Source organism: Klebsiella sp. SWET4 (assembly GCF_024296565.1).
Taxonomy (GTDB): domain Bacteria; phylum Pseudomonadota; class Gammaproteobacteria; order Enterobacterales; family Enterobacteriaceae; genus Klebsiella; species Klebsiella variicola.
In genome coordinates, this window is record NZ_JANCOB010000004.1 from 101,056 (window position 1) to 114,802 (window position 13,747).

A 13,747-nucleotide genomic window follows, 5' to 3' on the forward strand; every position below is an offset into this window, starting at 1 on the left:
CGCTATGTCTACCCGACACATGATCCTGAACCTGTTCTTTTATAACCCGCAGGGGGATTACCGTTTCTCCTGGCGTCACCCTGACGCACCAGAAGCGGAAATATTTACCCTCAACTATTACGCCAGTCTGGCGCGCAAGGCCGAAGCGGCGACCCTCGACGCTATCTTTGTCGCCGACCATATCGCGGTGTGGGATACGGTGCCCAGCGGCCTGACCCACTATGCCAACGCCCGGCTTGAACCCCTGACGCTGCTCTCCGCCCTCGCCGCGGTGACGGAGCATATCGGCCTGATGGCCACCGCGTCGACCTCCTATAACGAACCCTATAACCTGGCGCGCTACTTTGCCTCGTTGGATTTCCTCAGCAATGGCCGGGCCAGCTGGAATGTGGTGACGTCGTGGCTGGAAGAAGAGGCGGCAAACTTCGGTCTGGAGCAGCTTCCCCGCCACGGCACCCGCTACCAGCGGGCCAGTGAATTCATCGACGTGGTCACTCGCCTGTGGGATTCCTGGGAAGATGGCGCGGCGATCTTCGATAAAGCGCACGGATTATTCGCCGATGCCGGCAAGGTGCATCACCTCGACTATCAGGGCGAGTACTTTCGCGTGCGCGGCCCGCTCAACGTCCCTCGCCCGCCGCAGGGCCATCCGCTGCTGGTGCAGGCCGGCTCTTCAGAGGCGGGAAAAGCGCTGGCCGCCGCCTGGTCTGATATGCACTTCGTGTTTATTCACTCGATCGCCGAAGGGCTGGCCTATCGCGAAGAGATGAACCAGCGGCTGCGCCAGCACGGGCGCGATCCGGCCCATTTCAAAATTATCGCCGGGGTCCTGCCGGTGGTGGTGAACTCCAGCGAGGAAAAGGCGGCCCGCCAGCAGCTTAACGAGCAGCTGATGAGCGACCAGATGGCTATCGACCTGCTCTCCTCTTATCTTCGGATGGATCTCAGCACCCTGCCACGGGACCAACCCCTGCCGCCGCTCCCCGATGAAGAGAGCTTTGATGGCATCCGCACGGCGCTGAAGCTTATCCGCCAGTACGATCCGCGGCTCACCCTGCTGGAGTTGGGGAAATTGTTATTACAGAGTTCCGATAGCTGGCTGCTGCTGGGCAGCGCCGAGGAGATTGCCGCCGCCTTAACGGAGACCTGGCAGGCGGGCGCCGCCGATGGGTTCAACCTGATGTTCCCGCTGCTGCCGGGAGACTTTGACCGCTTTGTTGACCAGGTGGTGCCGATTCTGCAGCGTAACGGCGTCATGCGCGATCGCTACCCGCCCGGCACCCTGCGTGAAAAGCTCGGTCTGCCCGCGGTGGAAAACCGCTTCACCGCGCCGTAGCCCGACGTGGCCCGCCCCGGCACAGACCGCTGGCCGGGGCATTTTACCTATAGCTGGCTGACTCCCAGCGCCGCGGCCTCATCCCGCCACGCCAGCAGCGGCGCATAGGCCTCCCGCGGCATATCGCTATAGCCGCAGATCAGCAAGGCATCGCACAGGGGACGATAGCGCGCATCGCTCACTAACTGCTGGAGCGCCTCGCGCAGGCTATTCAGCGTCGCCGCCGGAGTGGCGCCGGCGGTGATCAGCGGCAGCCCTGGCGCGGCCGGGCTCCAGCCGATCGCCACCAGGCCTGCCAGGACCTGCGGCTGATGGCGCTGCAGCAGCGCGTAGGTCACGCAGTCGATGGCGGCGATATCGGCGTTTTCCTGCTGCAGCTCGCGCAGCGACTGCCGATGGCTGCCGCTGAACACCACCGCCGAAAAAAATCGCCCCTCCCGGGAGAGCGGCGCGACCATTTTACGCAGCACGTTGTAGCCGGACTGCGAGTGCTCGGCATTGCACGCGGCCCGACGGCCAAAAAAATCCCCCAGCATCCGATGACTATCCGCTTCGCGGGCCACCAACAGGCTGCGGTAGCGGCGCCCTTCACAACCGGGCGCGGCGTAGTGGAAACAGCCCACCGTCTGCACCTCCGGCAGCTGGGTCACCAGCGGGTAGCCGCAGGTCTGGCTCAGCAACAGCGTCGGCTGGCGCCAGTGGTCCAGCAGATCCTCGGGGTCAGCCGTCGGAGGATCTCCCGTCACGGTCACGCCGCGTTCGGCCAGCAGCGACTGCACCGCCTGCCACAGGGCCTGGGTCTGTTGACGGTGGATGGCATACATCGGAAAGGTCATGCGTTCAGCCATGTTCTCCTCCCGCTTGCGCCTGCTCGCCAAAGCCCGGATGGGCGTTCACCGCCACCGCCCGGCGGCCAAAATGGCGTCGCCACTCGCCGTACCCACGCACCAGGAACCCCTGATTACGCTGCAGATAAGCCGTCTGGCGATGCAGATACAGCTGACGTAAAGCGTACCAGGGGACCCCTGGCAGGTCATGATGCACCGCATGGTAGTTGAGATTGAGGAACAGCACCCGCCAGGGGAGCCCGGCCTCGTTGATCACCGAGCGGGCCAGCGGGTCATCCGCGGCGCGGTGTTCGAGAAAAGAGCGCACTTTGGTCAGGGCCAGCGCCGGGTAGCTCACCGCCAGCACAAACCACAGTGGGGAAAAACCCTGCGCCGCCATCCAGGTCAGCAGGCCCGTCAGCAGCAACAGATGCAGACTCCACATGGCGATAGCGCGGCGGTCACCCTCGCGGAAAGCCCGCAGCGCGCGGTTCAGGGTGTGAATAATATCCATCAGCGGCGCCAGCAGCAGACGCCCCCAGAAGGTGTTGCGCAGGTGGATAAGACGGCGCTGCCAGGCTGAGAAGCGCTGCCAGCTTTCCGCCGTCACATAGTACGATTCGGGGTCGTCCTCGGGGTGCGTCAGCAGATGGTTGCGATGGTGCGCCAGGTGGCTGTCGCGGTAGATGCCATAGGGATACCAGACCGCCAGCGGCAGCGTCCCCAACAGCTGGTTAAACCATGCCAGCCGGGTGGGATGCCCATGGATAAGCTCGTGCTGTAAGGACATATACCAGGTGGTAAACCAGATCAGCAGCAGCGTGGCCGGCATCAAACCCAGCGTCTGCCAGCCCGCCACGCAGGCAAACCAGCCGCCGTAAACCGTCACAATCAGCAGCCATGTCGGCAGCTCGCTGCGCCACAGCCAGCTGCGCGCCAGCTGGCGGATCAGGATGCGCTGTTGATCATCCACATAGACAGCCGTCTTCTTTTCCGTCACTTCCGATACCTTGCCGTGTTGCCTCATTCCCTCCGAAGATGTGAGATAACACGTTAAATAACAAAGTATTTAATTTACTTAGCTTTGCCAAAAAGCGCGTTTGTATTCACCGCTTTCATCAACACCTGAAACTGCGGATTAAATTCATCAAAGATTGGCAGCGCAGCGGCGCCCAGCGCGGCGGTATCGGTGCCGGTCATCCCCATTTTGACACGCTGCGCCGGCAGGTAACGCCCGCGCACAGACTGATACAGCGGCGGCAGCCGCGCCAGCACTTTCTCCAGCAAGGGGGCGGGCATCATACCGCCCACCACCACCGTCTCGGCATCGAAGACGCACTCCAGCAAATTGATCGCCTGACGCAACGGCGCCAGGATGCTGGTGATCCACTGGTCGAAAAGCGCAGCGCCCACCGACAGCAGATCTTCCGGCAGCGCGCGATAGGGGTCGAGGCCGCAAAACTCATAGGCCGCCTGCAGCGAAACATAGCGCTCAAGGCATCCCTCATTCCCGCAATAGCAAGGGCGACCGTTCGGCGCGACCACAATATGCCCGACCTCACCGGCGTTATGGGCATGGCCGGTATACACATGACCATCGGTAAAAATACCGGCGCCCAGACCGGTGCCAATATAGAGATAGACAAAAGAGTTGAGCTGCCGCGCCACGCCGTGAAAGCGTTCGCCAATGGCGGCCACCGTGGCGTCGTTTTCGAGAGTCACCGGCAGGCCGCTGAGTCGCCCGAGCTCCGCCGCTACATCGACCCCTTCCCAGCCGTTGAGCGTCGTGGGCCCCGTCGACGAGATCCCTTCCACGCCAAAGGGCCCCGGCATCACGACCCCCATCCCCAGCACCCGCGACCAGTCCAGCGTCGGCAGCGCACGGATCTCATTCAGCACCTCAGCGAGGCGGGCAAAGGTCGCACCAGGCTGGGGCTTTTGCACCAGAATGAGTCGGCGAAAATGGACCTCGCCGGCCAGATCCACCAGCACCACAATCAGCGTCTGATGATCAAGATGGATGCCAATTGACCAGGCGCTGGCGGGATTGAGGCTCACCGGCACCGCTGGCTGTCCACGGCCGCTGGCGCGCCGCGGTTGGTGGCTGGTCAGGAGATCCATCTGCTCCAGCTCCGCCACAATATTCGACACGGTCTGCGGGGTCAGCGCGGTCAGCCGCGCCAGCTCGGCGCGGGTCAGCTCGCCATGTAAACGCACCGCCTCAATGATCACCCGGCGGTTATGCACCCGGGCATGTTCAAGGTTTGTACCTGATGTTTTCATCGTTTCCCTTCCAGGCTGGACTGGTGAAATTTTAGCCGGCATCACAGATCTGACAACGACCCGCGCAGGCGGGTCTTCGCGATGGCATACCCTTTGCTACGCTTAGTGCTGGGGCCCCTCGGGAGATGTTGCCGATATTGTCGCCCTCATTAAATCAATCAAATTGATTTAATAAATCATAACCCCTTTCAGTACAGCACAGCGGAGAGCAAAGATGAAATACCACAGCGCACTACGGGTCAACGCCTGTCTGCTGGCGATGCTCGTTATCAGCGGGAGCGTCAGCGCAGCGACCCAGATTAATGCCCTGTTCATGACCCAGGCGGCCTATAGCGAAAACGACATTCGCGCGATGACCAGTGACTTCGAAAAGCAACACCCTGACGTGAAGGTCAATCTCGAATTCGTCCCCTATGAAGCGCTGCACGACAAGATCGTCGCCGCCCGCGGCGCAGGGGGTAACGGCTACGACGTGGTGCTGTTCGACGCGATCTGGCCGGCGGAGTTTAGCCGCTTCGATCTGCTGCAGGATGTCTCCTCACGGATTGCCGCCGACGAGCGCGAGAAGATTTTCCCCGGGGCGATGAATACCGTGGTGTATCAAGGCAAAACCCTCGGCATGCCGTGGATCCTCGACACCAAATATCTGTATTACAACAAAGCCATGCTGGACAAAGCGGGGATCAAAACGCCGCCTGCCAGCTGGCAGCAGGTAATGGACGACGCCAAAGTGCTTAAGGACAAAGGGATTGTTAAATATCCTCTGGTCTGGAGCTGGTCGCAAGCGGAAGCGCTGGTCTGCGATTACACCACCCTCGTCTCCGGCTTCGGCGGGAGCTTCTACCAGAACGGCAAGCTCGATTTTTCGACGCCCGCCTCGCTGAAAGCGGTCACGCTGATGAAAACCTCGCTCGATCAGGGGCTGAGCAACCCGGCATCACGTGAATATCTTGAGGAGGATGTGCGTAAGGCTTTCTCCAATGGCGACGCCGCCTTTGCGCTCAACTGGACCTATATGTACAACATGGCCAACGATCCGAAACAGAGTAAAGTCGCAGGTGATGTTGGCATTGTCCCCGCCCCAGGCGATACCCCGGATAAACCCGGCGCCGTCAACGGTTCTATGGGGCTGGGCATCGCCAAAGCCAGTCAGCATCCGGAAGAGGCCTGGCAGTATATTCACTATCTGACCTCCCAGCCGGTACAGGACAAGTATGCCAAACTGAGCTTGCCGGTGTGGAAAGCCTCGTACCAGGATCCTGCCGTTGCCAAAGGCCAGGAGAGTCTGATCGCCGCCGCCGACAAGTCGTTGAACGTGATGCTCTCTCGTCCCGAAACGGCAGATTACTCGCGCCTGTCAAACACCCTGCAACAGCAGCTTCAGTCGGTACTGCAGGGTAAAGCCACGCCCGACGTCGCCCTCAAGGCGGTCGACACCAGCGCGGCCCGTCTGCGTTAAGGAGGCATGATGCTGAGTCTGCAACGACGCGAGCATCGTCAGGCATGGGTGCTGTTAGCGCCCATGCTTATCGCGATGTTTATCCTCACCGCATGGCCGCTGGCGCGCACGCTGTGGCTGAGTTTTACCGATACCGCGCTGGCGGGAAGCGGCGAGGCGACCCACTACGTCTGGCTGGATAATTATCTTTATGCCCTGACCGACCCGGACTTTCGTGCGGCCTTCGCGCGAACGCTCTATTTCACCGTGGTCTCGGTGGCGATTGAGGGGGCGATCGGCGTACTGGTGGCGCTGTTGTTGAATCAGCGTTTTGTCGGGCGAAATGGCCTGCGGGTGCTGGTGATCCTGCCGTGGGCGTTGCCGACTATCGTCAACGCCATGATGTGGCGGCTTAACTTTAATCCCGACTACGGCAGCGTTAATGCTCTGCTCAGCCAGCTGGGGCTGATTGACAGCTATCGCAGCTGGCTGGGCTCGCCGGATTCTGCGCTGCACGCGGTGATGCTGGCGGATATCTGGAAAAACTACCCGCTGGTCACCCTGCTGGTGCTGGCCGCCCTGCAGTCTGTTCCCGACGATCTGTACGAGGCGGCGCGGCTCGACGGCGCCTCGGCCTGGCGGCGTTTTCGCGCCATTACCTTTCCGGCCATTGTGGGTCCCCTTGGCGTCGCGCTGGTGCTACGCACCATCGATGCCTTCAAAGTGTTCGACATTATCTATGTTATGACCCGCGGCGGCCCGCTCGACAGTACCAAAACGTTGAGCTTTTTTGTCTATCAGGAGTCCTTCAGCTACCTGCGCGCCGGCAGCGGCGCGGCCTACGCCATGCTGATGAGCCTGATGTGCGCCGTGCTGATAGCCCTGTATCTGTTTTTGCTGCTGCGTCAGCGGCGCCGGAGTGTTGATGATGAAGCGTAAAGGGTACATCGTACTGCGTTACCTGGCGGCGCTGGCGGTGGCGATCTCGATCCTCGCCCCGATGCTGTGGCTGTTTTTGATGAGCGTCAGCACCACCGCGGACCTCACCCGCGTCCCGCTGGAGTGGCTCCCGCGGCAGTGGGACTTCAGCCGCTATGGCCATCTGCTGTCGCTGGCCCCTGGAGAACCCGGGGCGCTGTTTCTTCCCGCGCTGGGCAACAGCCTGCTGGTGGCCGCCGGGGCGACGCTGGTGTCGTTGTTGCTGGCGATCCCCGCCGCCTTCAGCTTTTCGCGTTATCCCGGCCGCGACGGCTGGCTGTACGCCGGCCTCGGCATCTATATGGTGCCGCCCGTGGCCTTTGTGCTGCCGCTCTATTTTATTCTTGAACACTTTGGCCTGCTCAACACCCGCAGCGGGCTGGTGCTGGTCTACTGCTCGCTGATCGTGCCGTTTCTGACGTGGATGGTCAAAAACCAGTTCGATACCCTGCCGCAGGATATCGAACAGGCGGCCCGGCTTGACGGTCTGCGCATCTGGCAGGTCCTGCTGCGTATCACTCTACCGCTGGCGAAACCGATGCTTGGCGCCGCCGCGCTGTTCGGCTGGCTGCTGGCGTGGGACGAGTTTTTCTATGCGCTACTGTTCACCAGCAACCTCGCCGCCCAAACGCTGCCGGTGACCATCGCCGGCTTCACCGCTGGCCGCGCCACCGATGACGGGCTGGTGGCGGCGGTCGGCATACTGGCCTCAGTCACTCCGCTGTTGATTGCTATCTGGCTGCAAAAATCGCTGGTCAGCGGCCTCACCAACGGAGGAAGTAAAGGATAACTATGGATAACACCAGGACACCTGTGCTCTATATCGTGGGCAATTACAATATTGATTTAGTGATGGGAACCCTGACCCACTGGCCTGCCCAGGGGACTGAGATGATGCTCGAGCACAGCGCGCTGCGGCCCGGCGGCTCTGCCGGCAACTGCGCGCTGGCCGCCGCCGCCATGCAGCTTCCGCACTGCACGGTCGGCTGTCAGGGCGACGACGCGTTTACTCCGTGGCTGGCGGCACAGTTTCCCGGCGGCAGCGCACGCTGGCCGCAGTATCCCTGTGAAACTTCGCTGACGGTGGCGATCACCCATCCCAACAAAGAGCGCTCCTTCCTCAGCAACCACGGACATATTACCCGCCTGACCGCCGGGGATGTGTTGAGCCAGCTGCCGGCCGCCGCTGGCGAGGGCGATATCGTGTTGCTCTGCGGTACCTTTCTCTGTACCGGGCTGCTGTCCGACTATCCGCAGCTGCTCGCCACGCTCCGCCAGCGCGGGTTTACCCTTGCCGTCGATACCGGCTGGCCGCCTCAGGGCTGGAGCGACCCGCTGCGTCATGAGGTCGACCGCTGGCTGGGCGACTGCGACTGGCTGTTGCTCAACGACGTTGAAACCCTGCAGCTGGCCGGCCACCCGACCCTCGCCGAAGCCGCCGCAGCCCTGGCGGCACGGCTCAGCGGCCGCGGCGGGTGCGTGGTAAAGCGCGGCGCCGACGGCGCGGACTGCTGGACGACCGACGGCCATCACCATGCGCCGACCCGGCCAGTCACCGTGATCGATACCATCGGCGCTGGCGACAGCTTTAACGCAGGATTCCTTGCCGCGCTGCTGAGCGGTAAACCTGCGGCAGCCGCGCTGCGCTGGGGAAATACCGTCGCCGCGCAGGCGATCGGCACCTCCCCGCGCCGCTATCCCGACTGGCATACCCTGCAACATCACCTTGAGGAGGCCACCGATGGCCAGTGTTGAACTGATCGATGTCGCCAAGCGCTACGGCAAACAGACGGTGCTCCAGCCGCTGGACCTCACCATCCCCGACGGCAGCTTTACCGTACTGGTGGGCCCTTCCGGCTGCGGCAAGTCGACCCTGCTGCGCCTGCTGGCCGGTCTCGAAACGCTTTCCGGCGGCACCATTCTGATGAACAAGCGGCCGGTCAACGATCTGGATCCGGCCGACCGCGATGTGGCGATGGTCTTTCAGAGCTACGCGCTCTACCCCCACCTGACGGTGGCGGAAAATCTCGCCTTTCATATGCAGGTCAAAAAGGTGGATAAGCAGTTACAGAAAAGCAAAGTGCAGCAGGTCGCCAGCCTGCTGGGGATTGATAAACTGCTGGCTCGCTATCCGCGAGCGCTCTCCGGCGGCCAGCGCCAGCGGGTGGCGATGGGCCGGGCCATGGTCAGAAACCCCCAGGTTTTCCTGTTCGATGAGCCGCTGTCGAACCTTGACGCCCAGCTGCGGATGGAGCTGCGCGCGGAGATCAAATCCCTTCACCAGCGCATCAATACCACCATGATCTATGTCACCCATGACCAGGTGGAGGCGATGACTCTGGCCGATCAGATTGTGGTGATGCGCGACGGGCAGATCGTCCAGCAGGGGGCGCCGCTGGCCATTTACGACCAGCCCTGCAATACCTTCGTCGCCCGCTTTATCGGCTCCCCGCCGATGAATCTCCTGCCCGGTCAGCGCGCCGTGCGCGACGGTCAGCCCGGCGTCGCCTGCGGCGCGCTGTGGTTTCCGCTGGCCGAACGCTGGCATCAGGCCGTGGCGCAGCAGGGCGATGCCCCGCTGATTGTCGGTCTGCGCCCGCAGGATATTCTGCCGGATGCGCATGGCGCGCCGGCAACGGTAAACATCATGGAGGTGACGGGGGAATCCACCCTGCTGCATCTCGACTGGCAGGGTTTTCCGGTGCATGTGCAGGTTGCCGGCAGGGTGGCGGTCGCGGCGCAGCAGACGCTGGGGCTGACTCTCCGCCGCGAAAACCTGCATCTGTTTGATGCCGCCAGCGGCGAGCGGCTGGCGGAGACGCGCTAAGGGCGAAGGGAGCCGGTCATCATCCGTGTGGCCGGGCTCCGGGCGAGCTCGTGTTCCAGGGCTACTCCTCTTCCCGCTCCGCTGGGGTCCAGGTCGGCAGAGTCTGGAAGGTGTGCAACAGCCCTTCGGACCACGCCTTGCGGATGCGGTTGAAGTAGGGATCGCTGTCGGTGATGCGATGCTGCCCGGCACTGCTCAGGCTGCCGCTGCGGTAGAGCAGCGTATCCAGCGGCAGGCCGACGGACAGATTACTGCGCAGCGTCGAGTCAATGGAGATCAACGCGCAGCACATCGCCTGCTCCAGCGGCGTATCGATGGTCAGCACCCGATCGATGATCGGCTTGCCGTACTTGCTTTCACCAATCTGGAAATAAGGTGTGTCGCGAGTGGCTTCAATAAAGTTGCCCTCCGGATAAATATGGAACAGACGATGGGTTTCGCCGGCGATCTGGCCGCCAAGCAGCAGGTTGCAGTTGAAGTTGGTGTTACTGCAGTTCTGCTGGTTGCTGCTGTCGCGCTGGATCACCTCCAGCAGCGTTTTACCGATCAGCATCGCGGCGTCGTAGAGGGAGGTGACCTGCATCAGATTCGGCTCCTGCTGGGTACGGATGCGCGCGCTGAGCAGGCTTATCACGCTCTGGGTGGTGGCCAGGTTGCCAGCGGATTGCAGCACCAGCACCCGTTCCCCCTCCTGATGGAAAACGTGCAGCTTTTTAAAAGTGGCAATATGGTCGACGCCCGCGTTGGTGCGGGAGTCGGAAGCAAACACCAGTCCATCCGCCAGGCACATGGCCACACAGTAGGTCATTGCGGTTTTTCCCGTATTATTGCTGCTGCGCCTGCTGGCTGTGTTCGCGCACTTCAGCGTTGGTTAACATAATCTCCCCGCCGCCGCCCAGCCGGGTGCCCCGTACCGGGCAGGCGTCGAGATAATCCAGCCCGGTCGCCAGCCGCAAATGCTGATTCAGGCGACGGGTATTATTGGTGATATCAAACGACAGCCAGCGGCCGTCGAGCCAGACTTCCGCCCAGGCGTGCATCGCCACATGCTGAGCGTTATCGCTGTAAACATAGCCGCTGACGTAGCGCGCCGGGATCTCCAGTGCGCGGCAGCAGGCCAGAAAAACATGGGTATGATCCTGGCACACTCCCTTCGCGCGGGCGAAGGCGTCGGCGGCGGAGTCCTGCACCTGGGTCGCGCCGGGGGAGTATGGCATTCTTAACAGCAGATCCGCCATCAGTTGATTCAGACTTTCTTCCGCCGCATCGGGACGATAGAGGCGCTGGGCAAACTCACGGATCGCCGTATCGGCGCGGGTTAGCGGCGTACAGCGCAGAAAAACCAGCGGCGACAGCAGCTCGGCCTCTTCATCACGCGTCTCCTCCCCTTCATCGGCGATATCGACAATCCCGCTGGCGCGGATAGTGATCTCCTTGTGCGGGTTATCCAGCGTCAGCACATGCAGCACATTGCCCCAGCCGTCGGTAGTGGTCACCGCCGCCCCGTCCGGCAGGGTCAGCGTCCAGGCGGTGATGGTCTGCCGGCCGGTACTGCGCGGCGTCAGGCGCAGATACTGGGTGGAAAACTTCACTTCTTCATCGTAGCCATAGCGGGTGAGATGATCGATGACCAGTTTCATAAGGCCTCCAGATAGGTTTGTCTGATGCTGTCGGACAGCGCGTTAATTCTCGCCAGCAGGCCGTTAAGGGTGGTCTGCAGGTCCGCCTGCGCCAGGTCGTCGCGGGTGCTGAAGCGCAGGTCAACGTTGAGCTGATGGGCCAGGCGCAGCGGTTGATAGGAGCGATCGTTGGCGATCTTCTCCAGCTCGCCGACCAGATCGGCAATGCTGGCGCGCAGCGAACGCGGAATATCGTTACGCAGGATCAGCAGCTCCATCACCGTTTCGCGACTGACTGGCTGGCGATAGAGGCTGTTGTAGGCTTCGCGGGCGCTGACCGCATTGAGCAAGGTATCCAGTCGATAGTATTCCCGCACCGGATCCGGGTCGTTGGTCAGTTGTTGATCCTTAATCAGCAGCAGCTGGGTGGTGGCGAAGGCGCGCTCTATCAGCGTGCCGATGCCGATAAAGCTCAGCGCGTCGTTGCGCAGCAGCGTGCCAATCACCGCCCCGCGAAACAGATGCACCCGCTCTTTCACCCACTCGAAAAAGCCGTCGCTGCCGAGTTCGCCCAGCCCCTGCTGGCGCAGGGTTCGCAGCTCGATTCGGGTGGCGTTGATGCTCTCCCACACCTCGGCCGACAGACTGCCGCGCACCGCGTGCGCATTGTTCCACGCCATCTCCACGCAGCTGTAAATACTGCAGGGGTTGTTGCCATCGAGGGCAAAGAAGTTGAGCAGGTTGCTCATGGTAAAGCGGGCGTGGCGCGCCTGAAACAACTCGTGGGTCATCGACAAATTCAGCGGCAGCGCCAGATCCCGCGACTGCTGGCTGTGCCGGGGGATCATCGATAATTTCCAGGTCACGTCCAGTACCCGGGCGTAGCTTTCCGCCCGCTCGAGATAGCGGGCCATCCAGAACAATTCACTCGCCGTACGACTTAGCATGATGCGTCATCCTCCATCACCCAGGTATCCTTGGTTCCGCCGCCCTGCGACGAATTGACCACCAGCGACCCTTCGGTCAGCGCCACGCGGGTCAGGCCGCCGGGCACCAGCCGCATCTCCTGCCCGGACAGCACGTAGGGCCGTAAATCGATATGTCGCGGCGACAGACCTTCATCAACGAAGGTGGGGCAGGTCGACAGCGCGAGGGTGTCCTGGGCGATATAGTTGGCCGGATTGGCCAGCAGGCGCTGGCGGAAGGCCTCTCGCTCCTCTTTAGTCGAACGCGGGCCAACCAGCATGCCGTAGCCCCCGGCGCCATGGACCTCCTTGACCACCATCAGCTCAAGGTTACTCAGCACATAGCGCAGGTCCTCTGCTTTCCGGCACTGCCAGGTGGGGATATTGCTGAGGATCGGCTGTTCGCCGAGGTAAAAGCGGATCATTTCCGGAACGTACGGGTAGATTGATTTGTCGTCGGCGACGCCGGTGCCGATAGCGTTGGCCAGCACCACGCCGCCGGCGCGATAGACTGACAGCAGCCCCGGTACGCCGAGCATGGAATCGGCGCGGAAGGCCAGCGGGTCGAGCCAGGCGTCGTCGATGCGGCGATAAATCACATCCACTCGCCGCGGCCCCTCGGTGGTCCGCATATACACCGCGCCGTTCTTAATGAACAGGTCGGCGCTCTCCACCAGCTCGACCCCCATCTGCTGCGCCAGGAAGCTGTGCTCAAAGTAGGCGCTGTTGAAGCGCCCCGGGGTCATCACCACGACGCAAGGGTCATCCACCAGCGAGCTTTCGCGCAGGGTCTGCAGGAGGTAGCTCGGGTAACGCTCCACTGGCGCAATGTGATGCTGCTCGAACATCTCCGGATAGAGGCGCATCATCATCTTACGGTTTTCGAGCATGTAGGAGACGCCGGACGGCGTACGCAGGTTATCCTCCAGCACGTAGTATTGACCGTCGTTATTGCGCACCATATCGACGCCGGTGATATGGGCATAGGTGTTGTTTGGCAGGTTGATGCCCTGCATGCATGGCTGATACTGCTCGTTGGCCAGCACCTGCTCGGCCGGGATCAGCCCCGCGCGCAGAATATTCTGCTCATGATAGATGTCATAGAGGAAGGCGTTGAGCGCTTTCACCCGCTGGCGAATGCCGCGGTCAATGCGCTGCCACTCCCCGGCGGGTATGATCCGCGGCACGCTATCAAACGGGATCAGCCGCTCGGTTCCCTCATCCTCGCCGTACACGTTAAAGGTGATGCCGATACGGTGAAAAAGCAGTTCCGCTTGCGCTTTTTTCTGCCGGATAGAGAATTGATCGGTGTTGCGAAACCATTGCCACCAGGCATTATAGTGCGGCCGCTGTTCACCCTGCGCGGTCAGCATCTCGTCATAATAATGCCCGTCAGGTAGCGTAATTTTAATCATGGCTATCCCCTCCGGTTGTACTCACTTTGTGGTAATCCCGGTAAGAGATAAGCATTAAT

At 61.8% G+C, this 13,747-nt stretch carries 13 protein-coding genes; 6 read left to right on the plus strand and 7 right to left on the minus strand.

Annotation, left to right across the window (positions count from 1 at the left end):
* The first annotated feature begins 19 nt into the window (after positions 1 to 19).
* The gene (locus NKJ21_RS11800; RefSeq protein WP_223168408.1) at positions 20 to 1,336 is read left to right on the plus strand and encodes an NtaA/DmoA family FMN-dependent monooxygenase; all 1,317 of its coding nucleotides are present in this window, start codon (positions 20 to 22) and stop codon (positions 1,334 to 1,336) included.
* Positions 1,337 to 1,383: 47 nt separating this feature from the next.
* Here NKJ21_RS11800 and NKJ21_RS11805 read toward each other — a convergent pair whose 3' ends face one another.
* From NKJ21_RS11805 to NKJ21_RS11815, 3 genes are all read right to left on the minus strand, one after another.
* Positions 1,384 to 2,184 (minus strand): phosphate/phosphite/phosphonate ABC transporter substrate-binding protein, encoded by an 801-nt coding sequence (locus NKJ21_RS11805; RefSeq protein WP_023322873.1) that lies wholly within the window; start codon positions 2,182 to 2,184, stop codon positions 1,384 to 1,386.
* Positions 2,177 to 3,163, minus strand: coding sequence for a fatty acid desaturase (locus NKJ21_RS11810; protein ID WP_008804327.1), 987 nt, complete (start codon positions 3,161 to 3,163; stop codon positions 2,177 to 2,179). The genes NKJ21_RS11805 and NKJ21_RS11810 overlap by 8 nt, the downstream gene beginning before the upstream one ends.
* A gap of 74 nt (positions 3,164 to 3,237) precedes the next feature.
* Positions 3,238 to 4,446 (minus strand): ROK family transcriptional regulator, encoded by a 1,209-nt coding sequence (locus NKJ21_RS11815; RefSeq protein WP_117108796.1) that lies wholly within the window; start codon positions 4,444 to 4,446, stop codon positions 3,238 to 3,240.
* A gap of 214 nt (positions 4,447 to 4,660) precedes the next feature.
* Here NKJ21_RS11815 and NKJ21_RS11820 point away from each other — a divergent pair, with 214 nt between their 5' ends.
* Genes NKJ21_RS11820 through NKJ21_RS11840 form a run of 5 tightly spaced genes read left to right on the plus strand, consistent with a single transcriptional unit; the run spans position 4,661 to position 9,689 of the window.
* The gene (locus NKJ21_RS11820; RefSeq protein ID WP_008804325.1) at positions 4,661 to 5,905 is read left to right on the plus strand and encodes an extracellular solute-binding protein; all 1,245 of its coding nucleotides are present in this window, start codon (positions 4,661 to 4,663) and stop codon (positions 5,903 to 5,905) included.
* Positions 5,906 to 5,914: 9 nt separating this feature from the next.
* Positions 5,915 to 6,823 carry a carbohydrate ABC transporter permease gene (locus tag NKJ21_RS11825; protein ID WP_117110406.1) on the plus strand — a complete coding sequence of 303 codons (909 nt, stop codon included), beginning with the start codon at positions 5,915 to 5,917 and terminating at the stop codon, positions 6,821 to 6,823.
* On the plus strand, positions 6,813 to 7,652 hold the full coding sequence (locus NKJ21_RS11830) for a carbohydrate ABC transporter permease (protein ID WP_239270538.1): 840 nt from the start codon (positions 6,813 to 6,815) through the stop codon (positions 7,650 to 7,652). The genes NKJ21_RS11825 and NKJ21_RS11830 overlap by 11 nt, the downstream gene beginning before the upstream one ends.
* Before the next feature lie 2 nt (positions 7,653 to 7,654).
* The gene (locus NKJ21_RS11835; RefSeq protein ID WP_032733257.1) at positions 7,655 to 8,617 is read left to right on the plus strand and encodes a carbohydrate kinase family protein; all 963 of its coding nucleotides are present in this window, start codon (positions 7,655 to 7,657) and stop codon (positions 8,615 to 8,617) included.
* The gene (locus tag NKJ21_RS11840; RefSeq protein WP_008804321.1) at positions 8,604 to 9,689 is read left to right on the plus strand and encodes an ABC transporter ATP-binding protein; all 1,086 of its coding nucleotides are present in this window, start codon (positions 8,604 to 8,606) and stop codon (positions 9,687 to 9,689) included. Before NKJ21_RS11835 ends, NKJ21_RS11840 begins: the two co-directional genes overlap by 14 nt.
* Before the next feature lie 61 nt (positions 9,690 to 9,750).
* Here NKJ21_RS11840 and NKJ21_RS11845 read toward each other — a convergent pair whose 3' ends face one another.
* Genes NKJ21_RS11845 through NKJ21_RS11860 form a run of 4 tightly spaced genes read right to left on the minus strand, consistent with a single transcriptional unit; the run spans position 9,751 to position 13,688 of the window.
* The gene (locus tag NKJ21_RS11845; protein WP_008804320.1) at positions 9,751 to 10,497 is read right to left on the minus strand and encodes a proteasome-type protease; all 747 of its coding nucleotides are present in this window, start codon (positions 10,495 to 10,497) and stop codon (positions 9,751 to 9,753) included.
* 16 nt (positions 10,498 to 10,513) lie between these two features.
* The gene (locus NKJ21_RS11850) at positions 10,514 to 11,329 is read right to left on the minus strand and encodes a transglutaminase family protein (protein ID WP_008804319.1); all 816 of its coding nucleotides are present in this window, start codon (positions 11,327 to 11,329) and stop codon (positions 10,514 to 10,516) included.
* The gene (locus tag NKJ21_RS11855; protein ID WP_002910835.1) at positions 11,326 to 12,255 is read right to left on the minus strand and encodes an alpha-E domain-containing protein; all 930 of its coding nucleotides are present in this window, start codon (positions 12,253 to 12,255) and stop codon (positions 11,326 to 11,328) included. Before NKJ21_RS11855 ends, NKJ21_RS11850 begins: the two co-directional genes overlap by 4 nt.
* Complete coding sequence (locus NKJ21_RS11860; protein WP_004180417.1) at positions 12,249 to 13,688, minus strand: circularly permuted type 2 ATP-grasp protein; 1,440 nt, start codon at positions 13,686 to 13,688, stop codon at positions 12,249 to 12,251. Before NKJ21_RS11860 ends, NKJ21_RS11855 begins: the two co-directional genes overlap by 7 nt.
* Positions 13,689 to 13,747 lie beyond the last annotated feature (59 nt).

What these genes read in the sequence shown, in the direction of transcription:
- NKJ21_RS11830 (WP_239270538.1), top strand. Translation starts at nt 6,813, where the DNA reads ATGAAGCGTAAAGGGTACATCGTACTGCGTTACCTGGCGGCGCTGGCG.
- NKJ21_RS11840 (WP_008804321.1), top strand. Translation starts at nt 8,604, where the DNA reads ATGGCCAGTGTTGAACTGATCGATGTCGCCAAGCGCTACGGCAAACAG.
- NKJ21_RS11805 (WP_023322873.1), bottom strand. Translation starts at nt 2,184, where the DNA reads ATGGCTGAACGCATGACCTTTCCGATGTATGCCATCCACCGTCAACAG.
- NKJ21_RS11815 (WP_117108796.1), bottom strand. Translation starts at nt 4,446, where the DNA reads ATGAAAACATCAGGTACAAACCTTGAACATGCCCGGGTGCATAACCGC.
- NKJ21_RS11850 (WP_008804319.1), bottom strand. Translation starts at nt 11,329, where the DNA reads ATGAAACTGGTCATCGATCATCTCACCCGCTATGGCTACGATGAAGAA.
- NKJ21_RS11820 (WP_008804325.1), top strand. Translation starts at nt 4,661, where the DNA reads ATGAAATACCACAGCGCACTACGGGTCAACGCCTGTCTGCTGGCGATG.
- NKJ21_RS11825 (WP_117110406.1), top strand. Translation starts at nt 5,915, where the DNA reads ATGCTGAGTCTGCAACGACGCGAGCATCGTCAGGCATGGGTGCTGTTA.
- NKJ21_RS11800 (WP_223168408.1), top strand. Translation starts at nt 20, where the DNA reads ATGATCCTGAACCTGTTCTTTTATAACCCGCAGGGGGATTACCGTTTC.
- NKJ21_RS11855 (WP_002910835.1), bottom strand. Translation starts at nt 12,255, where the DNA reads ATGCTAAGTCGTACGGCGAGTGAATTGTTCTGGATGGCCCGCTATCTC.
- NKJ21_RS11835 (WP_032733257.1), top strand. Translation starts at nt 7,655, where the DNA reads ATGGATAACACCAGGACACCTGTGCTCTATATCGTGGGCAATTACAAT.
- NKJ21_RS11860 (WP_004180417.1), bottom strand. Translation starts at nt 13,688, where the DNA reads ATGATTAAAATTACGCTACCTGACGGGCATTATTATGACGAGATGCTG.
- NKJ21_RS11845 (WP_008804320.1), bottom strand. Translation starts at nt 10,497, where the DNA reads ATGACCTACTGTGTGGCCATGTGCCTGGCGGATGGACTGGTGTTTGCT.